The sequence below is a fragment of the Agrobacterium sp. LAD9 genome, assembly GCF_003031125.1.
Taxonomy (GTDB): domain Bacteria; phylum Pseudomonadota; class Alphaproteobacteria; order Rhizobiales; family Rhizobiaceae; genus Agrobacterium; species Agrobacterium radiobacter.
On record NZ_PHGS01000030.1, the window covers coordinates 37603 to 64102 of the forward strand.

Annotated in this window: 23 protein-coding genes and 4 pseudogenes; 23 read left to right on the forward strand and 4 right to left on the reverse strand. The window is 57.5% G+C overall.

All coding sequences use genetic code 11. From position 1 onward, the window contains the following. Positions 1-60: 60 nt before the first annotated feature. Positions 61-1056, reverse strand: coding sequence for a plasmid partitioning protein RepB (gene repB, locus DA915_RS27150; protein ID WP_107677855.1), 996 nt, complete (start codon positions 1054-1056; stop codon positions 61-63). An 84-nt stretch (positions 1057-1140) separates the two neighbouring features. Continuing rightward, entirely contained in the window at positions 1141-2331 is a 1191-nt protein-coding gene (repA, locus tag DA915_RS27155) for a plasmid partitioning protein RepA (RefSeq protein WP_107677856.1), read from the reverse strand. A 376-nt stretch (positions 2332-2707) separates the two neighbouring features. Here repA and DA915_RS27160 point away from each other — a divergent pair, with 376 nt between their 5' ends. The 4 genes from DA915_RS27160 to DA915_RS27180 all read left to right on the forward strand — a co-directional run bounded on the left by DA915_RS27160 (position 2708) and on the right by DA915_RS27180 (position 6479). Beyond that, positions 2708-3256, forward strand: coding sequence for an acyl-homoserine-lactone synthase (locus DA915_RS27160; protein ID WP_107677857.1), 549 nt, complete (start codon positions 2708-2710; stop codon positions 3254-3256). Positions 3257-3472: 216 nt separating this feature from the next. Further along, entirely contained in the window at positions 3473-4528 is a 1056-nt protein-coding gene (locus DA915_RS27170) for a class I SAM-dependent methyltransferase (protein ID WP_107677858.1), read from the forward strand. 22 nt (positions 4529-4550) lie between these two features. Continuing rightward, positions 4551-5945, forward strand: coding sequence for a hypothetical protein (locus DA915_RS27175; protein WP_244600796.1), 1395 nt, complete (start codon positions 4551-4553; stop codon positions 5943-5945). Between the two features lie 24 nt (positions 5946-5969). After that, the gene (locus DA915_RS27180; protein WP_107677859.1) at positions 5970-6479 is read left to right on the forward strand and encodes a GNAT family N-acetyltransferase; all 510 of its coding nucleotides are present in this window, start codon (positions 5970-5972) and stop codon (positions 6477-6479) included. Between the two features lie 310 nt (positions 6480-6789). On the opposite strand, the gene DA915_RS27185 is transcribed toward DA915_RS27180, so the two are convergent. After that, complete coding sequence (locus tag DA915_RS27185) at positions 6790-7407, reverse strand: hypothetical protein (RefSeq protein WP_107677860.1); 618 nt, start codon at positions 7405-7407, stop codon at positions 6790-6792. Positions 7408-7788: 381 nt separating this feature from the next. Beyond that, on the reverse strand, positions 7789-7986 hold the full coding sequence (locus DA915_RS27190) for a helix-turn-helix transcriptional regulator (protein WP_107677861.1): 198 nt from the start codon (positions 7984-7986) through the stop codon (positions 7789-7791). 496 nt (positions 7987-8482) lie between these two features. Between DA915_RS27190 and DA915_RS27195 the strand changes: the two genes are divergently transcribed. The 19 genes and pseudogenes from DA915_RS27195 to DA915_RS27280 form a co-directional block, all read left to right on the forward strand. Further along, positions 8483-10087, forward strand: coding sequence for an ABC transporter substrate-binding protein (locus DA915_RS27195; RefSeq protein ID WP_371412729.1), 1605 nt, complete (start codon positions 8483-8485; stop codon positions 10085-10087). A gap of 4 nt (positions 10088-10091) precedes the next feature. Beyond that, complete coding sequence (locus tag DA915_RS27200) at positions 10092-11069, forward strand: ABC transporter permease (RefSeq protein ID WP_107677862.1); 978 nt, start codon at positions 10092-10094, stop codon at positions 11067-11069. Between the two features lie 13 nt (positions 11070-11082). After that, on the forward strand, positions 11083-11982 hold the full coding sequence (locus DA915_RS27205; RefSeq protein ID WP_107677863.1) for an ABC transporter permease: 900 nt from the start codon (positions 11083-11085) through the stop codon (positions 11980-11982). Beyond that, complete coding sequence (locus DA915_RS27210; protein WP_107677864.1) at positions 11979-13694, forward strand: ABC transporter ATP-binding protein; 1716 nt, start codon at positions 11979-11981, stop codon at positions 13692-13694. Before DA915_RS27205 ends, DA915_RS27210 begins: the two co-directional genes overlap by 4 nt. A gap of 111 nt (positions 13695-13805) precedes the next feature. Then, the gene (locus DA915_RS27215) at positions 13806-15038 is read left to right on the forward strand and encodes a CapA family protein (protein ID WP_107677865.1); all 1233 of its coding nucleotides are present in this window, start codon (positions 13806-13808) and stop codon (positions 15036-15038) included. Positions 15039-15152: 114 nt separating this feature from the next. After that, positions 15153-16448: a peptidase T gene (gene pepT / locus DA915_RS27220; protein WP_107677866.1), complete on the forward strand. Its 1296-nt coding sequence runs from the start codon at positions 15153-15155 to the stop codon at positions 16446-16448. A gap of 4 nt (positions 16449-16452) precedes the next feature. Continuing rightward, entirely contained in the window at positions 16453-17376 is a 924-nt protein-coding gene (gene ctlX / locus DA915_RS27225) for a citrulline utilization hydrolase CtlX (RefSeq protein WP_107677867.1), read from the forward strand. A 158-nt stretch (positions 17377-17534) separates the two neighbouring features. Beyond that, positions 17535-18173 carry an acyl-homoserine-lactone synthase TraI gene (gene traI / locus DA915_RS27230; protein WP_107677868.1) on the forward strand — a complete coding sequence of 213 codons (639 nt, stop codon included), beginning with the start codon at positions 17535-17537 and terminating at the stop codon, positions 18171-18173. Then, complete coding sequence (gene trbB / locus DA915_RS27235) at positions 18170-19141, forward strand: P-type conjugative transfer ATPase TrbB (RefSeq protein WP_107677869.1); 972 nt, start codon at positions 18170-18172, stop codon at positions 19139-19141. Before traI ends, trbB begins: the two co-directional genes overlap by 4 nt. Continuing rightward, a complete protein-coding gene (gene trbC / locus DA915_RS27240; protein WP_107677870.1) occupies positions 19131-19538 on the forward strand; it encodes a conjugal transfer pilin TrbC in 408 nt (135 codons plus the stop codon). Before trbB ends, trbC begins: the two co-directional genes overlap by 11 nt. Beyond that, positions 19531-19830: a conjugal transfer protein TrbD gene (locus tag DA915_RS27245; protein ID WP_107677871.1), complete on the forward strand. Its 300-nt coding sequence runs from the start codon at positions 19531-19533 to the stop codon at positions 19828-19830. The genes trbC and DA915_RS27245 overlap by 8 nt, the downstream gene beginning before the upstream one ends. A gap of 11 nt (positions 19831-19841) precedes the next feature. Beyond that, positions 19842-22312 (forward strand): annotated as a pseudogene (locus tag DA915_RS27250) (conjugal transfer protein TrbE). Beyond that, positions 22284-23093 (forward strand): P-type conjugative transfer protein TrbJ, encoded by an 810-nt coding sequence (trbJ, locus tag DA915_RS27255; protein ID WP_107677872.1) that lies wholly within the window; start codon positions 22284-22286, stop codon positions 23091-23093. The pseudogene DA915_RS27250 and the gene trbJ overlap by 29 nt, the downstream one beginning before the upstream one ends. Further along, complete coding sequence (gene trbK, locus DA915_RS27260) at positions 23090-23323, forward strand: entry exclusion protein TrbK (RefSeq protein ID WP_107677873.1); 234 nt, start codon at positions 23090-23092, stop codon at positions 23321-23323. The genes trbJ and trbK overlap by 4 nt, the downstream gene beginning before the upstream one ends. After that, a pseudogene (trbL, locus tag DA915_RS27265) lies at positions 23317-24048 on the forward strand (P-type conjugative transfer protein TrbL); the annotation flags it as partial. The gene trbK and the pseudogene trbL, both read left to right, overlap by 7 nt. A 1-nt stretch (position 24049) precedes the next feature. Further along, a pseudogene (trbI, locus tag DA915_RS27270) lies at positions 24050-25183 on the forward strand (IncP-type conjugal transfer protein TrbI); the annotation flags it as partial. Between the two features lie 120 nt (positions 25184-25303). Next, positions 25304-25429: a hypothetical protein gene (locus tag DA915_RS29420; protein ID WP_256387741.1), complete on the forward strand. Its 126-nt coding sequence runs from the start codon at positions 25304-25306 to the stop codon at positions 25427-25429. Between the two features lie 229 nt (positions 25430-25658). Then, positions 25659-25817, forward strand: coding sequence for a hypothetical protein (locus tag DA915_RS27275; RefSeq protein WP_371412730.1), 159 nt, complete (start codon positions 25659-25661; stop codon positions 25815-25817). Then, positions 25814-26500, forward strand: a pseudogene (locus DA915_RS27280) (sensor histidine kinase); the annotation flags it as partial. The gene DA915_RS27275 and the pseudogene DA915_RS27280, both read left to right, overlap by 4 nt.

The window sequence follows — 26500 nt, forward strand, 5'->3', positions numbered from 1 at the left end:
CTAGAGATGACGAGAGAGGCTTCCACGGTTCGCCGTTTGGGGGCCTTTTTCTTTTGCGGTTCAGTCTCCGTTGGTTTGATTGTTGGAGCCCTTGTACTCTTCGTACAAGCGATCCAAGCGAGAAGACAGCCACTCGCTAAAGGGCTTGGCTTCGACACTCGAGAACTCGATGGCCACCTTCTTCGCTTTAGCTTTCATCGCGAAATTAAGTGACCGATCAAATGAGACCCAGTCGTTGGCTGCGGTTTCGGCTTTAGGCTTCTTCGCAGCCGACTTCGTCTTGTATCGCTTCAGATAGTCGTGCAGCTCATCGAAGCGCTCACTTTCAGGAAGCTGCAGAAAGTCGTTAGTTCCTGCATGCTCGACGGCGACCTTGAAGAGGGCAGGGGCAAGGACGAGTTGACGCAGGCTGAGCCAACGATCACGTCCTATCTTCTTGGACGCACCAAGGGCCTGGATAACCGGGGCGGGCACCGACTCGATCACCGAAAGCATCTTGGACAGCATAGCTTCATCAATGGCGAGCGAGGAACGAACCGTTTCCTTGGTCATCCCTGAATCGATAAGATTCTGAGCGAAGTAAGCACGCTCAATGAAGGAGAGGTTAGAGCGGGCCGCATTTTCCTGGCCCTGAACGATGGCTGAGGTGGTGTCGTCGAGTTGCTTTACGATTGCCTTGACCGGAACACCAAGCTCACGAGCTACCCTTAGGCGACGATGGCCGAAAACCACCATATATCGCTTGGCGTCTGTCGAACTCGGACGAACCAAAATAGGTGTCGTCTGACCTGACATCCTGATCGCATGAAGCAGTTCCTGAAACTCTTCTCCATCGTCAGAAAGGCGGTCCGACACGAACGACACGTCGACCGACTGTGGATCAAGATCCACAATCACTTCGCCTTCCATGAGCTTTTTGGTGCTCTCGGCCATGTCTTCAATAGAGCGAACAACAGTCTTTGCCGCACCGGTCATTCCGTATCCAGGCTTTGTCGGTATCTGGCTGGCCGATATGGCCGCCATATCCAGCTTGGCAAATGGATTTTCACGGGACATGTTTGTCCTCCTGGACTGCTCTCAGATTCAACAAGTGGCTGATTACGCATAGCAAACGTTCGAAAAAAACGGCTGACAAGTGTCTCATTTTCGCCCCCACGCGCCGTGTATAAGTTCGACAATTTCCGCGTTGGCCGAATTCAAACTCTCGATCGCTCTGTCGTAAGTCGAACGAACAAATTCGCCCCGCTCGACCTCGTACAATGTCTGCTTTTTAATCGACGCATCAGAGATGGCAGTGGATTTCAAAACGTGGTTCCTCAGCATCTGCTGTGCGAACATGGACTGCATAAATCCAACCATTTGAGCCTGAGGTATATCCGTCGGCTCAAAGCGGGTGATGAGGTACCGGAACCACTGCACGCGCATCTCCGCGCCTGCTTCGGCGACCGGTCCCATGATCCCGCCGAGCATCATAAGAAATTGGCTCATCGACATGATATCCAGCATCTGGGGATGGATGGTGATGAGGATTCCCGTGGACGCCATAAGCGCCGTAATGGTCAGATAGCCCAGTTGGGGAGGGCAATCTATGACAACAACATCGTACCTGTCGTCGACCTGCTTGAGGGCACTTGCGATCCGCATATAGAAAAGCCGGCCGTCTTCTCCCTTCTTGGAAGAGATTGCCAGCGGCACGTCGTATTCGTATTCCTGCAACACCAGATTGGCTGGGACAACATCCAGTCCAGGGATGTTAGTTGGCTGGATAACATCGGCGATTGACTTGCGCTCGTCGTCGAAACGCAGCGCTTCATAAAGAGAGGCTGTATCGTCAAGCTCGGGCTGGATTCCAAAAAGGGAAGTTAGAGACGCTTGCGGGTCGAGGTCAACCGCCAGCACACGATGGCCAGTGAGTGCAAGATACTGCGCAAGGTGCGCCGCAGTTGTGGTTTTGCCGCTTCCGCCTTTGAAGTTCACGACCGAGACAACCTGCATCGGTTCGCCTTCCCGGCGCCGAGGAACGTAATACCGCTTGTCAGACTTCTTGTTTGCCTCGAGATAATCCCGAAGCTCGAGCATCTGGTCGGCGGTGTAATAGCGACGCCCACTGACTGATTCGATCTCCGGCCCTTTTCCGTCTGAGTGGAGTTGTCTAAGGTGAGTCTGGGTCACCCCCATGAAATCCGCAACTTCCGCAAGCTGGAACTTGCGTAATCCCTTGCGAGCGTCAGGTGGGTATTGCTGGCTGCGCAACATATGCAATGCGCTCGAGATCTTCGACCCCTGTTGGGCGATCTCGATATCAAATCTGTTTTGCAGCTCATTGTTCATTTTGCGAACTATTTCCCGGAGATCTTAACTTTCGAAAAAATGGCCCGAAAGCCATCATTTGCGAAACTATCTCCCGATTCCCGTGTCGCCGCAAGACATTTAAGGTTAACAACACCTTAACGGAATTGGCGGGAATCAGGGCCTTCGAAAAAATCTACGATATCTTTCCGAGAGTTAGGCTGATTCCATCGACTACGTATAGACAGTGGAAACTGCAGATCTGCAGTTGCAACACCTGCGCGCAACAAGCTCCGTCTCCTCAGATCGACACTGTGACGTCACGCCAGCGATAGAATCACAGACTGCAGATCTGCAGATCGCCACATCGTTTTTTAGATGATTAGTTTCCCTAGGTTCGAAACGAGTGGAGAAAGAAATGCGAATCTCTACGGTCGCACGTGATCGATACGCCGATCACTCAAATGAACTCGCACACATGCATCGGTTTCGCGCAACAGGTTTTCAAGACTGCCCCGAACGCAACGTGACGACCAGCGAGCCGATCGAGTTTAACCATTGCGACCAATTGGACAGCGCTTATGTCCGCGCGGTGACCAACGACAAACGCGATTTCGGCTGTGCGCCGCATCTCTCCGCAGTCCGCCCGACCATACTGAAGCCGACTGGTCCGCAGCATTCAGCAGAGGGCTCGTTCAACGCGACGGAATGGATGATCGAGAGCTCTCAGGTCTGCATCGATACGAGTTTACGCCCAGGCAGGGGAGGGCCCCGGTTTCATGTCGCAACACTCACCGTGTTCGCTAGCATCATCGAATGGTCGATGGCGGATGGCTGCGATCAGATCCTCACGGCCAACGAGCGGCCCTTCGAACGCTTCTTGAACTGTACCGGTTCGTCCGACAGCGCGGCGAAGAGAGCCAGCCGAGATCGACAATGGCGGGCACAGGTGAGGAGCGCGGCATGACCCAGCTCAGATCTCCCACGCGACTTGTCCTAAAACTTCAGGACGCGCTTCGCGACCAACTTTGCCTCGAGATCATGCGCATCCCGACGGCTGGCTGTTTATCGAGCGGCTCGGCTATAGCGTGGACGCCGCCGGCGTCACACGTTCTGCCGCAGTCTGACCACGTTTGACCAAACTAAAGCGCGTCGCAATTCGGCGCAGGCGAGGACTGGCAAGATGGACGACAAAATCTTAAACGCGTGGCGGCGTGCACCGAGGCTGAATGAGTTTGCCGACTTCTTCGAGAAAACGGCAAGCGGGCTATCGGGTGCGCCTGAATATGGTGCGCCGGCCGCGTCGGCCGATCTATTACAATTCGATCTAGATTGTCTAAGCTTTGCAGACACGCACCGGCGCCTATGGGGCAAATTCGAGCAACACTATTTCGCGAGTATTCCTTATCGTCTTGAGGAGGAGTGCCGCATTGCCGCTGCTGCATTCCGTTTCTGTTTGAGGGTTTGGGCCGAAGAGAGCCGGCCGGCAACCTTATACACACTGGGAGCTGGCGCCGGCAGTCTTTCGCGTTCGCTTGCGAAGCTCGGCGACGGGCGCATCAACACGCTGAACTGCAGTCCGACCATTGCCAACCGAGTGTGCTTCTATGAAAAACGCGGCAGTGAGTACGCCCACTTCTTCGAAGGTCCATTCTTCGAGCTCGATGCTGAGCGCATCGCCACTGACCGGGACCTCGAGCCGTTTCGCCACGGGTTTGATGTTCTTATCGAGGACACGACGTTCCAGATGTACGGGAGCGACAGGGATAACCAGATACGGTTTGTTGCCCGCTCACTCAAGCAGAGCGGAGTACTCGTGCAGGTGCAGAAGCTGCGGCATTCAGATCCGCTGGAATATGCAGAGCGTGAACGCCACAAAGATGAGGTGTTCAAACAGCGATTCTTTTCACCAGGTCAGATCACCGAAAAGAAGCGAGAAATCCTCAACACGATGGTGGATTTCCAGGTCGATATGGCGACGACCATCGCGGCTCTTGGCCTGTCCTTCCGCTACAGCATCATGACCTGGAATAGCGGTAATTTTTATACGATCGTCTCGTCAAATTCCCGTCGCTCCATGATCGATTTCGTTGGTTCACTATTAAAGCCGGCACTACCCACTGACTTCTGCAATGAGCCGGTACCAAAGACCATTGTTGACGACAACAACGAGCCGCTCCCGAAAATCTGGCAATGGCGCGCCCCTCAACCGGCAAAGCCAAAGGAGGCTGGGGCATGATTATTGCGGGGAGGTCGGACGTATGAGTGACAGCTTTGTAGCATCTCGAATTTCCGCTTCGCAGGTCAGGCAGGCACTCACACTTCTGATGCCCGAACTCGAAAGGTTCTGGCAGCGCCCGCTCCTGGACTATGCCCATGCGGTCTATGATAACGTCCACAGAGGACAATGCGCCGCTCGTAACGATGCGATGGGGCGTTTGCAGTTGCTGATCCGCAATGTGGCAATTCGTGCCGGCGCTGATGAAGACCAGGCGCTAGACGCTGCCCGGCAAATGTCAGAGATACCGGTGCTGCAAACCGGACCACACTGTTTCCTGATTGTGGATCCGGAAGCATTTTACACGCATCTGTTCAGCGCGTTGGGTTTAAGTTCACACAAGCGCCGGTGGCACCTCTACTTCGGCTGCTCGACCGTCAAATTTACGGAGAGACCAGGAAAGGGGCCTGGTTGGCTGGATGTTGGTGGTGAACTCGTCAATGTCTTTGGTTTATCGAAACGGCGCATGGGGTCTACCAGCCTTTGTGGCCGCAATGGTCCCTATCATTTCGATCGTTCGCGCCAATCCGTATCGGCCACAAATCGTAACGCCGCATGGCTAAGAAACGAGCTGCCCGAGGCCGAGTTCCCGACGGCGGCCGACGCGATCATCGCCGCTAATGAGGCACTTTGGAAGAAGTCATTCCCCTTGTCACTGCGATTGCTCCAGTTCAACGATGCGGACGTGGGAGACCTTGTAGCCGATCACTTCGACGACCCGGATTCATGGCTTTCGAGGCGTTTCGCGGGCGATGATCAAGCTGCGGAGAAAATGCTTGCGACCATCGATGCGCTAAACGAGGGTCCTTGGGCAGGCTGGATCAGGCGAACAACTGACTTTTTCTGGGGACTGATGGACGGCCGGATCATTCCGCTTCACCTCGATCGCGGCGTGCTGACGGCTTCAACTCCCTCAACCTTCCGCGTCCCCTTTACCCCTGAGCATGTCGCAAGATCGTTACGCCAGCGCGAGCTGGTTCCGAATTTGCTGATGATCGCATTGGTCACTTCGATCCTGCCGGGTGTCAGGCTACTTGGAGGTAGTCGACAGACTATTTACCATCCGCTGATGCGATACGTCGTTGCTGCCGCACTTGACGCTAACCACGACCGTGCGCTTCTGGCTGCCATGCGTGAAGACCGGCGCGGCGGCATGTGGGGCCATCGCGTTCTACGGCCAGCAAACGCCTTTCCGTTTCAGGAAACTGAAGACCCCGGACATTGGCTGGCTGTTGCTGCGGCATATGGTGAGCTGCCACTGCAAATGGCCGCAGGCGATCTTGCCTTCTTCACCGGCGATCCGATCTGGCGGGAGATCTGCGGTCATCTTGCAAGTCAACGGGTCAAGGCCGCATCGCCCGAGTGGGCGTGGGCATAGAAACTAATCAAGGGAGGACGCTCGATGGAAAGAGCGAGATGGCAGATCCGGAAAATTTCAGATGGGGAGGCGGATGTGTTCCGCCGGATCCGGCTGGAAGCACTAAAAATGGAGCCGAACGCCTTCGCGAGCGTTTATGAAGATTGGGCGAGCTTCCCGGATACAGAATGGCGTAAGAGGATGACAATTCCGATTTTCGTTGCTTTTGTCGAAAGCCAACCGATCGGTTTGATGGCGCTAAAGCAACTGGAACCGGCAAGGATGAGGCATCGCGCAAAGCTTGAAATGGTTTACGTGAACAAGGGATATCGGGGGGCCGGTCTTTCAGATCTGCTTCTGTGCGAAGTCGTACGATATGCCGAGCAACACGGAATAAGACAGATCGAGCTGGGGGTTAGGGAGGACCGTGCTGGAGCCATAAGGTTTTATAGGAGCGCGGGGTTTACGGACATCGGAACCGTCCCTCAGGGATACCGTGAGAAGGACGTTCACTTCAAGGAAATCCTGATGGTCAAACAATTGAACGCGGCTTGACGTCGTTGCCCGGAACGGGCCAGATTGTTTGGATAACGCCTCGCCGATCGGCGTGCCATCCTCTGCCTGCTTCAACACGGATGCGATCTGCGCTTCCGAAAACTTCGAGGCCTTCATCGAATTCTCCTCTTCTTCCCACCAGGGATCATAAGTGGAAAATTCCAGTTCTAAATGGCCTAATTTATTGGGGGCACGTCAAGAGAAATCAAAGAGCAGAGGATTCAGTCACCGCTGAGGGTGCGTCCAAATGCGGCCCCCGCGAAATCGCTTGAGACAATATCGTGTTGTCGGCGACCTTGGTCGGATTTGCTTACCGAAGAAACCCATCTCGGTCGAATTCACCCCATCCACGAAGCTCGGCCGCACCTTCGTCGATCTTGTGACCCGCCTTCTTGTTCTTTTTGAGCGATTGAGCCAAGCGCCTTTGGTAGGCCGCCTTCTGTCGCTTCTCCGCCTTCGCTTCGGCGTCCTCAATCCGCCATTCTTCTACGGCCCCCCGATCGAGAAGGTCCTCGACTACCTTCGGGTCGAAGATATGGAAGGTGATCCGCCGGGCACGTCCGTTCAGCCGCACTGTTCTCGTCCCGGCGCTTTTGAGACGCCCGTCGGCGAGCCAGCGATGTCGCTCGCTCGTCTTGATAGCGAGGATGTCCTGTATCTCACGCGGAATTACCGGAAGAGCCTCGGCTTCTATCAACACGCCTGTCACGGTTCTTACGGCGGCATCGAACGCATTTTTGTTGCGAGCGGGCATCGCAAGGGTGATCTCGTTGCTTTCCAGGCCGATGGATTTCTTCAACGTCGCAGGCAGTCGCGCCTGCATTTCCTGCAAAATGCCTTTCGCTCGAACGGACGATCCCAGCGTCATCGCAGGCGACAACATCCACGTCCTGATCAGTTCGATATCGCTCTTGTCGATTTTTCGCATCACTCCTAGATAGTGCCTATCTCTTTTCGTTCAACGAGGTGAACTGTTCGGCGACCGCAGATCCGAACCACCTCACGATTAGCGGAAACGCCCCGCTTAGCCAGCACGGCTATCCGGTTTGATGCGACGAACCTTCTGGCTAGAATAGACTCAAGCGGCTGTTGTAATATCAGCGACGATTTGCCTTGTCGTCATAACGCAGAATAGCGTCATAGACCTCATCACGCGGCATCCGAACGACCGCTAAGGATGGAAACGGAACTAGCAAGGTCCCCTCCAATCCAGTCATAAGGGCGGCGGTCGCCTTCCAGGAAAGCGGGCTTGGCTGAGAGTGAGGCCATCTATCGCCTTGGTCGATTCGACCCCTAAGGGCTCGTTTCATTAACGTGCCTTCTTGAACCTAACACCTACCCCGCCGCCGTTTTCTTTTATGAATTCAATCCCCTCTTGCTCGAAGGCCTTCACGAGACTCGCAATGTTGTTGCTAATCGGAAGGTGAGCGCCTCTCTCGAAATCTGCGACTGTCTGCCTTGAAACGCTCGCGGCTTTTGCCAGTTCTCCCTGACTCCAGCCCAGCATCGCCCGTGCCCCACGGCATTGTTCCTTAGTTATTAGAGGTTCTGTAGCCAAGGCAAACTTTCTGATTGACTTCTATCATTCTGTAGGGAAAACTGGAGTTCATCGATCGGGCAGGTGCGTCAACACCATACCCGACCTGACCACAATCAAGCTGTTAGGGAGCTCGGATCATGGCTGATTCCGACAATAGCAGAACTATGCCTAATTTCGCGAGAGCAGATTTCAGCTCAGGTCCTCTGCGTTGTTCGATGTCCATTTCTGGCCTAGCCAACAAGTCGTCATGCCTGATGGATGCAGTTGTCCAACCAACTAGGGCAGGGGATCAAAAGGGGAAGGCCGCCGTCCTCCTGTAAAATTCGAAAATAGTTACACTTAGCCGATGGGCTCGAAGGCCCGTCGAATTTCCGATTCAAGCTTCGACTGCTGAACCACGCTTCGGCCTCGCCGCAGCAAGAACTCCGGCTGTCCAAATTCCAACGACAAAAAAGGGAACTCCATGATCAAATTCGCCAACGCATTTCGACCCATGGCAATGACGGCGGCCATTTTATCACTCACCATCCTCGTCGTACCTGCAATTCCGGCCAACGCTCAGGTCCAATCAGACTTGCGCATTGCGACATCTTACAAGTTGATGACGCTTGACCCGCATTATGCAAACCTAAACGAGAACACCTCGCTGCTGTCGAATATCTACGAGCGCCTAGTTTATCAGGATGAAAAACTAGCCCTCAAGCCCGGGCTAGCGGTTTCATGGTCGATGATTTCCGAAACACTTTGGGAGTTCAGGCTGCGTGACGGTGTCAGATTTCACGACGGATCGCCGTTCACGGCCGAGGATGTTGTTTATTCCATCGATCGCATCCGCAACTTCCTGAAGTCACCGAGCGGAGGTTACCGTTCCTACGTGACGGGTATCAAGTCCGTCACGGCGGCGGATCCATTGACGGTCGCCGTCGAAACAGATGGGCCTGTCCCAAATTTTCCTCTGCTGATGTCTTCGGTCTTCATCATGCACAAAGCGGGGGAGGGGTTTCAGACAACGGATGAACTCAACTCTGGACGCACGTCGGTTGGGACCGGCCCCTACCGGTTCGAAAGCTGGAGCTCCGGCGAGACACTGCGACTGAAGCGAAACGATGACTACTGGGGTGGCCGGCCTGCATGGCCAATGGTGACCTTCAGGGTGATGGAAAGTCCAGCGGCGCGTGTCGCGGCTTTGTCTTCCGGTGACGTCGATGTCGCCGACTCAATCCCGGCACGAGACGTGAATTCGCTGACACAGCGCGGCGCAAACATCGCCAGCATCAGTGCGGCTCGCATCAATTTTCTGCAATTCGACGTCGAGAAAGAGAAGGTTTCGGGCGTTACCGATAAATCCGGTGCGTCGATCTCCAACCCGTTTCGCGACGTAAGGGTGAGACAGGCCCTGGCGCTTGCCACCGATCGCAGGGTCATTGCCGAAAAGATCCTCGCTGGATACGGAACCGCAGCGTCACAGGTTTTCCCGGAAGGATTGCCGGGCACCTCTCCCAATCTGAAGGCACAAGCCCCCGATTATGATGTGGCCAGGGCAATGCTTGCGAAGGCGGGATATTCGGACGGTTTCAATGTTGTTCTTGCCGGACCTGCCGGTCGCTACCCCGGCGATAGCGACAGCCTTCAGGCCATTGCGCAGAGTTGGGCGCGCGTCGGCGTCTCTGTCCAGCCCCAGGCATCGCCTTTCTCGGTATTCAACACCAAGCGCGCCGCTGGCGAATATGCCGCCTGGTACGGTGGGACGTCTGGCGAAGCTGTGGACGTCATCCTTAGAGCCCTGCTTGCGTCTCCGGACAAGGACGGCGGCACGGGTGCGCTGAACTTCGGGCATTATCGCGATCCGTCCTTTGATGCGCTTCTCGCAGAGGCTGAAGGCATTGAAGAGGGCGAAGAACGGAACGCTGCCCTTGCAGAAGCGACCGAGCTCGCGCTGAAAGACCAGCCGATCATCCCTCTCTATCACTTCCATCATATCGTGGGTTACGGCCCGAAAGTTGGATCGTATGTGATGCACCCGCGCGGCTGGACGACGGCCATGCAGGCGATCGCGGCGACGGAGTAAGTTCATGGGTCTGATTTCCACCGTTTCTGCGAGGCTCGGGCAGGCCTTGCTGCTGCTCCTTGTCATGTCGCTGATCGGCTTCATCGGTATCCACAGCATCGGCAACCCGGTCTTCAATGTCGTCAACATTGAAACTGCCACGCCAGAGGATATCAGGCGTGCGACTGTGGCGCTGGGGCTCGATCTGCCGATCTGGCAACAATATGGATTGTTCCTGAAAAACGTCGTCAACGGCAATTTCGGGACATCCTATATCTACCATCAACCGGCATTTGACCTTGTCCTGAGCAAACTGCCGGCAACGCTGGAACTGGCATGCGCGGCGATGCTTCTGTCGGTGATCACTGGGGTTGGACTCGGCCTCGTCGCAGGTCGGAGAAAAGGAACGGCGCTCGACCGCACAGTCCTCAACGGCAGCGTGTTTGCTCTCAGCATCCCCTCGTTCTGGCTTAGCATGATGCTGATCCTGACGGGTGCGGTTCTGACGGGCTGGTTCCCGTCGGGCGGAAGGGGTGCAACGGCAATTTTCGCCGGAAGTGAATGGAGTTTTCTGACCGTAGACGGATTGTGGCACATGATCCTCCCGATGCTGGCGCTTGCCATTCCGAACATCGCACTGATTGCCCGACTGACGAGATCAGGCACGATCGAGGTCGAACAGCAGGAGTTCACGCGGTTTTGCAGGGCACGAGGCCTCTCTCCGAGGCGGATCCTGTTTGCTCACACATTGCCGAACATCAGCGTGCCACTTGTCACCGTGATTGGCCTGCAATTCGGCGGAATGCTCGCATTCGCCGTGGTGGTTGAATCGATCTTTGCCTGGCCGGGGATCGGCAAGCTCCTTATCGATTCCATCCAATTGCTCGACCGGCCTGTCGTGATGGCGAGCCTGACTTTTACCGCCGTAAGTTTTGTGGTGCTGAACGCACTCGTCGATCTCTATTACGCAATCATCGACCCACGCGTGCGGCTGTCGTCATAAGAAGGGGAATATCATGAAACCGCTTATTCTTCGGGCGCTCAGGACGAGGCCTGGGACGTCGGAACGACGATCGTTTTCGAATACGTCGGCCAGCCTTTCGACGATTGTCCTTTGTACCCTCATTGCGGCCGCTCTCGCGGCACCTCTGATTGCATCGCAAAACCCCTATGATCCTCTCCAGATTTTCGGGTGGGAGGCGTCATCGCCTCCGGGCACCGTGGGCAGTGGAGGTTATATGTACCTCCTCGGCACGGATGGGCTCGGGCGGGATATCTTCAGCACCATTCTCCATGGTTTACGCATCAGTCTCATTGTATCGCTTACCAGCTCCGGCCTCGCTGCCCTGATTGGCCTGACTGCCGGAGTCAGCGCCGCCTATTTCGGACGCTGGGTTGACGCCGTGATCATGCGCCTGGTCGACCTGCAGCTCAGCCTTCCGACAATCCTCGTTGCGCTGATTGCGATCGTCACGCTTGGACCGGGGGTTGACCGGATCATTCTTGCGCTCGTGATCGCACAATGGGCCAGCTATGCTCGACTGGTGAGAGGCGTCGCCCTTAGTGAAACGCGAAAGCCATACATGGACGCAGCACGCCTGATGCGGCTGCCTGCCCGAAGGGTACTATTCCGACACCTGCTGCCAAACAGCATTGCCCCGGCCATCAGTCTGATCCCGATTGAAGTGGGCCATGCTGTGGCACTTGAGGCTACATTATCGTTCCTCGGCCTTGGCGTTCCACTCGACAAACCGTCGCTTGGATCGATGGTCGCAAACGGATTTCAGTATCTCTTGACCGGCCAGCATTGGATCAGCCTGTTTCCGGGCCTCGCCCTGTTCTGCCTGATCGCCGCGATCAACTTTACCGGCGAGGGCATTCGCCTGCGCCTCGACCCCAGGAGCAAGCCACGATGAACAGCCTGGCGACAGCATCCACGAAACCTGCGACGAACAACAAAGCCGTGCCTCTTCTGGAAATCACCAATCTTTGCCTCCGCCATTGGTCGTCCACCGGGTACTCGACAATCCTGAGTGACGTCAGCTTTACACTTGCACGCGGTGAGATTCTGGGAATTATCGGGGAGTCGGGTGCCGGAAAATCAACGGTTGGAAACGCCATACTGGGCCTGCTTCCGCCGGACATCGAGCAGGCATCAGGAGTGATCGCCATTGAAGGATCCCCTGTCGCTCCTTTCGAGAAACCAAACGCGTTGGGAAGGCGCCGGCGGATTTCGGCAGTGTTCCAGGATCACACCGCCTCCCTCGACCCACTCATGAGTGTTGGCGCCCAGATTGCGGAGACGGTCCGGGCCCATAACGGGAACTTGTCCGTTGGTGACGCGCGAGCGCGTTCGCTCGAGCTCCTCGGGCGGGTTGGAATTCCCGGTCCCGAGCGCCGCTACGGTCACTTCCCGCACCAGTTTTCCGGTGGACAGCGACAGCGGGCGGTGATTGCCATGGCGCTGGCCGGATCACCTGACGTCATCATTGCTGACGAACCAACCTCTGCGCTGGATGCGACTGTCCAGAAACAAATCCTGGCACTGTTGCGCACCCTCGTCGATGAGACGGGCGTTTCAGTCGTCCTTGTCACCCATGACATGGGCGTCGTCGCTGAAGTGACTGATCGGGTCCTGGTGATGCGGAAGGGAAAGGTTGTCGAGGAAAACGACACCACCGCTTTGATCAACAATCCCGCCGAGGACTACACACGCGATCTTCTGGCGGCGGTTCCCCGGTTACGTCTGAACACCCGGCAGAGTGACGCGACAAGCTTCCAGGGAGAACGGCGGGACAACATGGACCCCGTTCCAGAAGAACCCTCCAAACCATCTCTTGTCGTCGAAGGCATTGGAAAGACCTTCTTCGCAAGCGGGCTGTCTTCGTTGATCGGGAAAGCGCGCGGGTCCTCCCGCCATGCCTTGAGCGATATCAGCCTCACGCTGCGACGTGGTGAGATCACCGGCATAATCGGGGAAAGTGGCAGCGGAAAAACGACGTTCGGCCGGATCGTTGCGGGGCTGGAAACGGCATCGGCGGGAACCATGATGCTTGAAGGCCGCCCTTACGACGTGACGCGACCGGGACACCGCAGCGGTCTGCTCGGGCAGGTGCAGATGATTTTTCAGGATCCGGCCGTCTCGTTGAACCCGACAATGCGCTTAGGGGAAACCCTGCGCGAAAGCCTCCGTTTTGGGGCGAGCGCAAAAGACGACAACGGAAAGCACTCGCTCGACGCGATGATGGAACGGCTCGGGCTTCCGTCGGGCCTGCTTGCGCGGTATCCGCACCAACTCTCCGGTGGGCAAAAACAGCGCGTCTGCATCGCAAGGGCGCTTCTCGCACGTCCGCACATCATCGTCGCCGACGAACCGACCTCGGCACTTGATGTCTCCGTACAGGCCCAGATCATCGAATTGCTCACAGAAACCGTCAAGAGCCAGAACCTTTCGATGCTGTTTATCTCGCATGATCTGGCGGTTGTACAACAGCTCTGCCGGTCCGTGTTCATTTTGAGGGACGGCAAAATCGAGGACAGCGGCCCTTGCGACGAAGTGTTCTCGACATCGCGCAATCCTTACACGCGAAGTCTGATCGACGCCCGCCCAGAAAAGTTCACGACCTGAGGACCTCAGCGGAACATCCCGCAGGTCTCCAGACGCTAGGCTCAGCAAGCGCCCTTGTCGCGCTTGTCCATCAACATGCCGCCCTTCGGCGGTCAGCACAGGCAAAAACATATGACAGGACGATTTAATGTGGCCGTCACTGGCCAGTCTCTCATCAAGCACGACATCCGGAATATCGATGCCGCGGAATTCAAGGCCGTCCGGAACCTCCTTCGAAAAGCAGATCTTTCCTTTACAAATTTCGAGAGCACAATTCTGGGAGATCATGGCGGCTGGCCGCTGAAGGGTTCCTTTTTCGGATGCAGCCAGCCGATCGTGCTTGATGCTCTGGTAGAGACGGGTTTTCGCGCTCTGGCGCTCTCCAACAACCATGCATTCGACCTGGGACCGCCCGGGGTTCTGGCAACCCTGGACGAAGTGGAGCGGCGCCGGATGCTGCATGCAGGGATCGGACGGGATCACCGGCAGGCGGCCCAGGCAGGGAGGGGAGTGATCGCCAAAACGCGTGTGGCGATGGTTGCGATGGATGGCGGACCTGGGCCTGATCTCATGTATGCAACTGACGGTGATGAACATCGGCCCGCGCGCCCCGGCATCAACCGGCTCAAACTTTCGCAGCTCATTGAAGTCGACGATCATGCCTTTGAAGAGCTCAGCGCGATCCGGGACAAGGTCGGATATACGGCGATTGACCTTTCAAATGACAGTCAACCGAATGATCCGCCCTTCGTCGATCCTGTTGACGAACTGGCGCTTGGTCGGACAATTTTCAAGCGGGCGGGACGTTTTGGTCGGAATGTGCGTATCGACCAATCCGACATGGAGCGAAACCTCCGGGAAATCGCATCAGCTGCGAATGAGGGGTACCTGGTCGTAGCGTATCTGCATCATCATCACTGGGCGTCCGACTGGTACACGGTCCCCGACTGGGTTGGCTCCGTCGCCCGCAGTTGCATCGACGCGGGCGCCGCTATGTTCCTGAGCCACGGCGCGCCTGTCCTTCAGCCACTGGAGATTTATAATGGGCGACCGATCTTCTACAGTCTGGGAAACTTCATATTCCACGTTCCGTCAAAATCGACCTGGCATGCACCGGAGGTTTGGGAGAGTGTGATCGGCGTTTGCAACTTCGACACTGACAGTCGCCTCACAGGGATCGATTTCCATCCGGTTGTCATCGGCGGCGAGGAGGGTCTGAGCCATTCGCGGCTGGAGGAACGTCTTGCCCCCCATCTTGCGACCAAGGAGAGAGCGGACCGCATCCTCACACGGTTTCAGGCACAGTCTGCCGCGCTTGGAACGATGATCGAAGTCCGGGACGACGTTGGCATTTTACGGCTCTGAGCCATTATCACCTGAGACACGCTACCGCGCGAGATGCCTTGCCGGCCCTCGTGGAGTGGCGGAATGAGATCTTCAAACTGCGGCCTTTCAGAGATTACGAGCGGAGAACAGAATATGGACACCACGGCAGGCGCCGAAGCCAGGATACGGGACGAGCTTCTCGAGCGGTTTTTCCGGTATGTCGGCATCGAAAGCCAAAGCAATGCAGAAGCAGCCGAACTGCCCTCAACGTCGGGACAACTGGAACTCGCCTTACTGCTGGCACAGGAACTTCAGGAGCTCGGTCTAGAAGACGTGCTTGTTGACGATAATGCAATCGTGACGGCGGTAAGGCGCGGCTCAAATCCGGATGCGCCGCGCATTGGCTTCATCGCACATCTCGACACGGTCGATGTCGGGCTATCGCCGCGCATCAACCCGCAGATCAAGCGTTTCGACGGAGGCGATTTATGCCTTAATGAGGATCAAAACATCTGGCTGCGGGTAGCTGATCATCCGGAAATACAACCCTGGAGGGGCGAAGACATCATCTTCGGTGACGGTACAAGCGTGCTTGGCGCCGACAACAAGGCGGCGATCACGGTGATCATGACCCTGCTCGCGCGATTCAAGGACGATGCTCCTTTCGGTGATATTGTGGTTGCCTTCGTGCCGGACGAGGAAATCGGCTTGCGGGGAGCAAAGGCACTCGATCTCGCCCGTTTTGCCTGCGATTTCGCCTACACGATCGATTGCTGCGAGCAGGGCGAGGTGGTGGTGGAAAACTTCAACGCGGCATCTGGCGAGATTATTTTCACGGGCGTCAGCGCTCATCCGATGTCAGCCAATTGCGTCCTCGTAAATCCCCTTTTGATGGCGTTTGATTTCATTTCGCATTTCGATCGGAAGGATACGCCTGAACACACCGCGGGCAGGGAAGGGTATTTCTGGTTCAAGGATCTCAGCGCCAGCGACAGCGAGGCGCGGCTGAAAGTGATGATCCGCGACTTCGACCGGGGCGCCTTTGAAGAGCGCAAGAAGCGAATTGGCGAAGTGGCAACACTTGTTGCCGCGCAATATCCCACCGGATTGGTTCGAAGCTCCGTTTCCGACACATATGATAATATCGGCGATCATCTTGCTGCCGATCCGCGTGCAGCTAACCTTTTATTCAACGCCCTTGATGAGCTTGGGATAGAAAGGAAAATTGTCCCCATGCGGGGCGGGACGGACGGAGCAGCACTGTCCGCTCGCGGCATCCCGACGCCGAATTTCTTCACGGGCGCTCATAACTTCCATTCGCGCTTCGAATTCCTTCCTATCCCGGCATTTTTGAAATCCTACAAGACAGCGCTGACCATCTGCAAGCTGGCAGGGCAGAGGGATTTCGGCCTCCAACGCGAACCCGGCAACTTACAGGGAGCGGATTGAACTCATGCCATATTCCGCGCAAGCACCAGCCGCTGTCGTCATGATCCGGCCTCATAATTTCACAGTGAACAAGCAGACAGCGGGCGACAACAGCTTTCAGACAACGGGCATTGATCAGCCGGACATCGCGGAAAAGGCTTATGCCGAAATCACGAGTGCTGCCGAAACCCTCCGCCATCACGGCGTAGTCGTCCACATGTTTGAAGATAAGGGTACCACCACACCGGATTCAGTCTTTCCCAACAACTGGTTCTCAACACATGCTGGCGGGCATGTCGCCATCTATCCAATGCGGGCAAGCAACCGCAGACAGGAGCGGCGTTTCGATATTATCGAAATGCTGAAATCCGAATACCGCGTGCAACAGGTCATCGACTATTCTGGACTGGAACCCGACGGACTGTTTCTCGAGGGCACGGGCGCCATGGTTCTCGACCACATTGATAAGGTCGCGTATGCGGTTCGTTCGGACCGGACAAATCCCGTCGCGCTCGAACGCTTTGCCACGCAGTTCGGCTTCGAGCCCATGGTCTTCGACGCGTACGACGCGAAAGGGGTGGCCGTCTATCATACCAATGTACTGATGTGCATTGGAACCGATTTCGCCTTGATCGGCGCCGGCATGATACGCGACATCTCGCGACGGAAAGAGATTCTGGCTCGTTTGAACGGTTCGGGCAGGGCGATCATTGAACTACGTGATGACCAGATTGAAAGGTTTGCGGGAAACGCCCTGGAACTCGAAGGGCGTAACGACCGGATTCTGGCCATGTCCACAACTGCTCTGGCATCGCTGGACACCTCCCAGCGAGAGACGATCGAAGAGCGTGCGAGAATTGTTCCCCTCGATATACCATCAATCGAGATGGCCGGAGGTTCCGTGCGCTGCACGCTGGCCGGCATTCACCTGTTTTCCCGCACAAGTTAGGGGTTGCAAGCCAAAGCTACCTCGTTGCCCGATGCGTTTGACGCACAGGAAGGAAAGTGAAAGCGGCATTGCTGACACTGACCACTGCAGATCTGCAGATAGCCACGTCGCTTTCGAGATGCTCTTTCTTCGCAAGGTGAAATCAAGCGGAGAAAGAAATGCGGATCCTGACCGTTCCCCCTGATCAATACGCCTTTCACAAAGATGAACTGGCGCAGATGCATCGGCTTCGCGAGACAGTCTTCCGAGGTCGCCTTGGATGGGATGTCACAGTCACCAAATCGGGCGAATTTGACGAGTACGATCAATTCGACCCCACCTACGTCCTCGCGGTAACCGACAGTGGACGCGTGATCGGGTGCGCGCGGCTTCTGGCTGCACAGGGGCCGACCATGCTGGAGAGAACTTTCCCACAGCTTCTCAAAAACGGTTTACTGCTGGCATCGTCCCGCATGGTCGAAAGTTCGAGGTTTTGCGTCGATACAACTTTGGCCGCGGGCAAGGGAGGGGGCCAGCTTCACCTTGCGACACTCACCATGTTCGCCGGGATAATCGAATGGTCGATGGCAAATGACTATGACGAGATCGTCACCGCCACAGATCTGCGTTTCGAGCGTATTCTGTACCGGGCAGGCTGGCCGATGGCGCGGTTGGGTGACCCCGTGGCTATCGGCAATACGGTCGCTATAGCCGGCGCACTCACTGCGGATCAGAAGAGCTTCGAGCGGGTTCGCCCATCGAACTATCGGTCCGCTTTGTCGTCCAGTGATGACCACTGCGAGATGAGCGCAGCGTGACCCAGCTTCGCTCCCACGGACGGCTCGTCCGTAAAATCCAGGACGCGCTTGGCGATCAATTGTGCGTCGCGCTCAACGATTCCACCGTCGTCGAGATCATGCTCAACCCAGACGGCCGACTGTTCATCGAGCGTCTGGGTCACGGTGTCGCGGAGGCGGGGGTCATGACGCCTGCGGCGGCGGAAGTGGTCATCGGCAGCGTCGCACACGCGCTACAGTCGGAGGCCGACGGCGAACGCCCGATCATCTCCGGCGAACTACCGATCGGTGGCCATCGATTTGAAGGACTGCTTCCACCAATCGTCTCAGGGCCTGCCTTCACGATCCGTCGCCGCGCCTCGCGTCTCATCCCGCTCGACGACTATGTGACCTCGAAAGTGATGACCGAGGCACAGGCATCAGCCATCCGCAGCGCGATCGACGCCCGTATGAACATCGTCATTTCCGGGGGTACTGGCTCCGGCAAGACCACTCTCGCGAACGCAATCATCGCCGAGATCGTCTCGGCCGCACCCGACGATCGCATGGTGATCCTTGAGGATACTGCCGAAATCCAGTGCGCGGCCGAAAACGCCGTCTGCCTGCATACCAGCGATACGATCGATATGGCTCGCCTGCTGAAAAGCACCATGCGACTGCGGCCCGACCGCATCATCGTTGGCGAAGTCCGCGACGGTGCAGCTCTCACCCTCCTGAAGGCCTGGAATACCGGCCATCCTGGCGGGGTAACCACGATCCACTCCAACACCGCTATGTCAGCGCTGCGTCGGCTTGAGCAACTGACGGCAGAAGCGAGCCAGCAACCCATGCAGGAAGTGATCGGTGAGGCTGTTGATCTCGTCGTCTCCATCGAGCGGACGGGGAAGGGGAGGCGGGTCCGCGAGGTAATCCACATCGAGGGATACCGCAACAACCACTACCAGACCGAACATTATGCCCAGATCGACGAGGACAGCCATGTGGCGTAAGACCAATCCCATTCTCGCAGCGATTACATTTGCTGCTGTCTCCGTCAGCATTTCGGAGCCCGCATTCGCGGGCTCAGGCGGAGGCGGGCTTCCGTGGGAATCGCCACTGCAGCAGATCCAGCAGTCGATCACTGGACCTGTCGCCGGGTTCATCGCGCTTGCCGCAGTCGCGATCGCCGGCGCCATGCTGATCTTCGGCGGTGAACTAAACGATTTTGCCCGGCGCCTTTGCTATGTCGCCCTGGTCGGCGGCGTTCTGCTCGGTGCCACCCAGATCGTCGCTTTGTTCGGCGCAACCGGCGCCTCGATTGGCGAGCATGGCGAGGCGATTGTTGCTCCGTTCGTCTCTGTGCCAGTGACGATGCTGTCCATGGCAGGGGAGGAGGGTCGTGGCTGAAGCTGGCTCCAACCTCATCCGGTCGCGGGTGCATCGGGCACTGTCACGTCCTAACCTGTTGATGGGCGCCGATCGCGAGCTTGTCCTGCTAACTGCGCTTGCCGCCGTCATCCTGATCTTCGTGGTCCTGACCTGGTACGCAGCGCTGTTCGGCGTCGCGGTCTGGCTGTTCACGGTCGCGGCCCTTCGCATGATGGCCAAGGCCGATCCGCTGATGCGCCGGGTCTATATCCGACATATCTCCTACAAGACCTTCTACCGCGCGACGTCCTCGCCGTGGCGCAGGTACTGAGGGACTACGACATGGTTACCCTCAAATCCTTCCGCCATTCCGGGCCGTCCTTTGCCGATCTCGTTCCCTATGCCGGGCTGGTCGATAAGGGTGTCATTCTCCTGAAGGACGGCTCGCTGATGGCCGGCTGGTATTTTGCCGGACCGGACAGTGAAAGTTCGACCGACGCCGAGCGAAACGAGGTGTCGCGGCAGATCAATGCCATCCTGTCGCGCCTCGGGTCCGGCTGGATGATCCAGGTTGAGGCTGTCAGAGTGCCGACCGGCGATTATCCAACAGAGGAAGCCAGTCATTTCCCCGATCCGGTCACCCGCGCCATTGATGCTGAACGGCGAGCGCATTTTCAGAAGGAGAGGGGGCATTACGAAAGCCGGCATGCGTTAATCCTGACCTGGCGTCCACCGGAGCCGAGGCGGTCTGGACTGACGCGCTATGTCTATTCCGACGTTGACAGTCGGTCCGCGACGTATGCCGACAAGGCGCTGGAAAGTTTCCTCGCCTCGATCCGCGAGGTCGAACAGTATCTCGCCAATGTCGTGTCGATACGGCGAATGATGACACGCGAAACCTCAGAGCGTGGCGGTCATCGTGTCGCCCGCTACGACGAGCTCTTCCAGTTCATCCGCTTCTGCATCACCGGGGAAAACCATCCGGTGCGTCTGCCTGACATTCCCATGTATCTCGACTGGCTGGTGACTGCCGAGTTGCAGCACGGTCTCACGCCGTTCGTGGAGAACCGGTTTCTTGGCGTGGTAGCGATCGACGGCTTGCCCGCGGAAAGCTGGCCCGGAATACTCAACAGTCTCGATCTGATGCCGCTCACCTATCGCTGGTCGTCCCGGTTCGTCTTCCTCGATGCCGAGGAAGCCCGCGCCAAGTTGGAGCGCACCCGCAAGAAATGGCAGCAGAAGGTGCGGCCATTCTTCGACCAATTGTTTCAGACGCAGTCGCGCTCACTCGACCGAGACGCGATGCTGATGGTGGCAGAGACCGAGGACGCGATCGCCGAGGCCTCGTCGCAGCTTGTGGCATACGGCTATTACACACCGGTCATCGTACTTTTTGATGAGGATCAGCAAAGCCTGCAGGAGAAGTGTGAGGCGGTTCGACGTCTGATCCAGGCTGAAGGTTTTGGCGCACGGATCGAGACACTAAATGCCACGGATGCCTTCCTCGGCAGCCTGCCCGGCGTCTCCTATGCCAATATCCGCGAGCCGCTGGTCAACACCCGCAATCTCGCCGACCTCATCCCGCTCAATTCGGTCTGGTCGGGAAGTCCCACCGCGCCTTGCCCGTTCTATCCGCCGGGATCGCCTCCGCTGATGCAGGTCGCAAGCGGATCGACACCCTTCAGGCTGAACCTGCATGTCGACGACGTTGGCCATACGCTGGTCTTCGGCCCGACCGGCTCCGGAAAATCAACCCTGCTCTCACTGATCGCAGCCCAGTTCCGACGCGCTACGCCGGTGCGCAGATCTTCGCCTTCGACAAGGGGGGCTCGATGCTGCCGCTGACACTCGGGCTGGACGGCGACCATTACCAGATCAGCGGCGATATCGGCCAATCGGCGAACGGCGAGACAAAAGCGCTCTCCTTCTGCCCGCTTGCAGAACTCTCGACCGATGCCGACCGGGCCTTCGCCTCCGAGTGGATCGAGATGCTGGTCGCGCTGCAGGGTGTGACGATCACGCCGGACTACCGCAACGCTATCTCCCGACAGATCGGGCTAATGACGACGTCGCGCGGTCGTTCCCTCTCCGACTTTGTCTCAGGCGTACAGATGCGTGAGATCAAGGACGCCCTGCATCACTACACCGTCGATGGCCCGATGGGGCAGCTTCTTGATGCCGAGGAGGACGGCCTGGCGCTCGGCGCCTTCCAGTGCTTCGAGATCGAGGAACTGATGAACATGGGCGAGCGCAATCTCGTGCCTGTCCTGACCTATCTCTTCCGACGCATCGAAAAGCGCCTGACCGGGTCGCCCAGCCTGATCATTCTCGATGAAGCCTGGCTGATGCTCGGCCATCCGGTGTTTCGGGACAAGATCAGGGAATGGCTGAAGGTGCTGCGCAAGGCCAATTGCGCCGTGGTGCTTGCCACTCAGTCGATCTCGGATGCGGAACGCTCCGGCATCATCGACGTGTTGAAGGAATCCTGCCCGACCAAGATCTGCCTGCCGAATGGCGCTGCTCGGGAGCCGGGAACACGCGAGTTCTACGAGCGCATCGGATTTAACGAACGGCAGATCGAGATCGTCGCGACCGCCATCCCGAAGCGAGACTATTACGTCGTCTCGCCCGAGGGGCGCCGTCTGTTCGATATGGCACTGGGCCCCGTAGCGCTCTCCTTTGTCGGAGCGTCCGGAAAGGAAGACCTCAAGCGCATCCGCACCCTGCATCTTGAACATGGGGCCTCGTGGCCTCTCCACTGGCTCCAGCAAAGGGGGATCGCCCATGCCGACACGCTCTTCCCAACCGAATAGGATATGGCACGCCGCGCTCGGTGTGGCCCTCACGCTCTCGTCCGCTTTCCCGCTTCCAGCTGAGGCCGGCGGCGTGACGGGACAGGCAACCGAATGGACACAGCTCGCCAACAATACCGAACTGATCTCGCTCGTCGGCAAGTCCGCTGAGCAGGTGAACAACCAGATCACCCAGATCTCGCAGCTCGCCGAGCAGATCCAGAATCAGCTCAACATCTATAAGAACATGCTGCAGAACACCGCGCAGCTTCCAAACCACATCTGGGGTCAGGTCGAAAGCGATCTGAAGAACCTCCAGACCGTCGTCAATCAGGGACAGGGCGTCGCCTTCTCCATGGGCAATGTCGACGATGTCCTGAAGCAGCGTTTCCAGAGCTTCGCCGACATGAAGAGCAACCTGCCGGACGGCGCGAGCTTTTCCCCGACCTATCAGAGCTGGTCCGACACCAATCGCGACACCATCGCCGGGACGCTCAAGGCCGCCAACCTGACGGCCGAGCAGTTTTCGAGTGAGGAGAGCACGATGTCGCAGCTCAGATCGATGTCGGAAACGGCCGACGGTCAGATGAAGGCTCTGCAGGTCGGCCACGAGATCGCAGCGCAGCAGGTCGCCCAGATGCAGAAACTGCGCGGTCTCGTCTCCCAGCAGATGACAATGATGGGGACCTGGTACCAGTCCGAACAGGCGCAAAAGGATCTGGCGCAAGCACGGCGTGAACAGTTCTTCAGCGGAACCGAGCGTGACATCAGGGGCGGCCAGACCATGGAGCCGCGCTGGTGAGCCCGCGTCTGTTCCTCTTTATCGCCCTCGTCGCGATCGGTTCCGCGGCCGGTGCGAGCGCCATCACCTGGAGCATCGTCCAGCCGCAAGCCACGCCAGTCTCAGGGTCGGGCACGACCGCAACGAATTCTTCCTCCGATGAAGAACAGCGCCGACATCGCGAAGAGTTCTTTGGCGGGAATCCCGACCGCGACATCCGCGGCGGCCAGGAGATGAAGCCCCGATGGTAGCCGTTCCCTCTTCCCGCGCGCTCGAACGGGTGTTTATCGCGATGGCGGTTGTCCTCTTGGCGACGACGCCGGCACTGGCACAACAGGGCCAGGTCTTGACCACACTCGAAAATTCCGTCGTCACCGCTGCCAAGGGCTGGGAGACGACGGTGATGAATGCGGCTCGCTCATTGTTCTGGATCCTCGCTGGTATTGAGGTCGGCATCGCTGCCGTATGGCTGGCAATCAACGCCGCCTCGCTCGACAGTTGGTTCGCTGAACTCGTCAAACGCATCATGTTCATCGGTCTGTTCGCCTTCATCCTCGACAGAGGACCGGAGTTCGCCAAGGCCGTGGTCGACAGTCTCTACCAGATCGGTGCCGGTGGCGGCTCGGCATCTCCCGCCAACATCTTTGATGCCGGCATTCGTGTCGCGACGAAGATGTCGGAACAGGCGAAGTTCGGTCTCTGGGAGGATAACGCGCTGGCGATCGCCGCCGTTTTCGCCATGGTCGTTGTCGTCGTGTCGTTCAGCCTCGTCGCTGCGATCTTCGTGGCCGTCATGGTCGAGATGTATGTCGGCCTGCTCGCTGGAATGATCATGCTCGGGCTCGGTGGTTCTTCCCATACAAAGGATTTCGCGGTCAAGTATCTGGTCTACGCCTTCTCCGTCGGCATGAAGCTGATGGCGCTGGTGATGATCGCCAAGATCGGCTCGGACATCCTTCTCGGTCTGGCGGAGGCGCGGCCCTGACACCAGTTCGGGCAATCCGGCCTCGACCTATGCCGACCATATCAAGCGCGGCGTTACTGACGGCATCATTGGCGAGCCCCAGGAGCAGCAGACGTTCCAGCCGACGCCGGTCGAAACGAAACAGGCTGAAGAGAAGGTGGGCAATCCGTTCGCGCAACCCGAACAGAAACAGCAAAACCGCGGCTCGGAACAGGAGCCGGAGGAGGTGTGGCGGGCACGTCTCGCCCGTGAGCAGCAGGAACAGATTCTTCGCGAGCAGCAACGCCAGCGGATGGCCCGGATGCAGGCGCGCGACTCCGCGTTTGACGCGCCGCTGGCGATCGATCGCGGGAAGCTGGAAGCGCGGTCGGAAAATGATGAGAGCGCCGGAGCCCGAACGACGACAGCTACCGCAAGCGCAAACGCATCCGATCTTTATGCCGCAGCATTGCGCGCTGGCTTGGGTGGGCAGAACGTCGATCCCAACGGACAGAGCTCCAAGGAAGATTTCTTCAATGCCGACCTCAAGGACCTCGGCTATCTGCCGAACCGCGTCGTGCCGCAGCAGTCCCTATACGAACTGAAACGCGGCTCGGTCATTCCGGCGACATTGATAACAGGCATAAATTCCGACCTTCCTGGGCGGATCACCGCGCAGGTCCGCCAGAATGTCTATGACAGCGCGACTGGTCATCGCCTGCTGATCCCGCAGGGCACGAAACTGTTCGGTCGTTATGACAGCAAGGTTTCGTTCGGCCAAAGCCGCGTCCTTGTCGTTTGGTCCGATATCATCTTCCCGAACGGCTCGACTTTGCAGATAGGTGGCATGGCCGGCACGGATGCGGAGGGCTACGGCGGCTTCAATGACAAGGTGAACAACCATTACCTCAAAACCTTCGGCTCGGCGGTCATGATCGCGCTGATCGGAACCGGCATCGACATGGCAGTGCCGCAGAGTTCAACGCTTGCCACCCAGGACACGGCCTCCGATGCTGCAAGGCGAAATTTTGCCGAGACCTTCGGGCGAGTGGCCGACCGGACGATCCAGCGAAATATGGACGTGCAGCCGACGTTGCAGACCCGGCCGGGCTATAAATTCAATGTCCTGATAGATCAGGACATTGTCTTTCCAAGCCAATATCGATGAACCGCTGACAATCAGATCGGTAATGTCCCGCCTTTACATCCACCCCCATTACATATCTCAACCATAATGAGACAGGATGACGATGCAAGCTAGACCTGGCTCGTCAAGTGTGAGGCCGCCATGCACATGGACTTGCACGACGATTCCCTCCTTCTCGAAACGCCGTTGCTGATGGAGAAATCGCGCGACCACGTCGGCCCGCTCGCTAGCTTCATGGGTCGGGTTACGGCCGACAATTCCGCGTAACTTTCACGTAATTATTGGCGGCCATACGTTACCGCGTTAGTGCGTAGCAACGATTGACGGACCGCCCTTGCAGCTTTGAATCGGAAGGGCGGCCGGGCCATCCTTATTTCGGCGGAAACGTCAGAAATGATCGCGTCTCATGCTCTATCCATGTCAATTTTGTTTGGCGTGCGCTCAACTATGAGGAGCTGCGCTCCATGGAAACTTTTTGCGAAACCGTGGTCGTACTGTGTTGCGCTCGTCCCTTGAGGGTCAGGTTTATTCCGTTGACGACGAGATCCAATCGAACTCACTGGAACTCAAGATGTCCCGCCTGCGCCGAAAGTTGGCGAAACGGAGCCGAGATTGTTATCAAAGACATTCGTGGAATAGGCTACTATCATCATGAGCACAAATAAAGCGGCCGGATCATCCCTTCGCTGGCGTTTCACTTTTGGCTTTATTGTCCTGCAGTTCTGCGCGGTTATCACCTCGCTGGGCCTGGTTTTTTATCTCCTTTCCGGCCTCAAACCCGATGTCGCTATCACATCCATCTGGCTGTCTCAGGAAATCGCAGACTCGGTCCGTCTTGAGCCAAATGGCCGGACCCATCTGGTGCCGACGGCCAAGCTTCAGGAGATTATGGACGACGCTCCTGACCTGTGGTTCGTAGCAGATCTGGGCAAAGATATCGTCCTCGCACACGGCGCTCCTCCCCGGAAAATTGCCGACAACATGCCATTCTTGCGGACGTTCAAAAGTCTCGAGCTCCATGGCGACCTGGATGATCCGTTGAGTGTCGCCCGGATGCAGCGTTTCGACACAGAGGCCGGTGAGGCAACGATTTTTGCTGGCGGTGTTTCGATGTCCCAATATGGTGTGACCGTGCTGTTGGGGAACCTTGCCATCGGCGTGCCGGCGCTGATCCTTGTCGCCATTTCCCTGATTGGCGTTCCGTTTGTCACACGCTGGGCTTTGCGGTCCTTCAGCGATCTGACCAGGCGTCTCGACAGGATCGACCTCGACACACGTGGCGCCCTGGTGGAAGAGCGGGGCTTGCCCAATGAGGTGCTTCGCCTGGTGCGCGATATC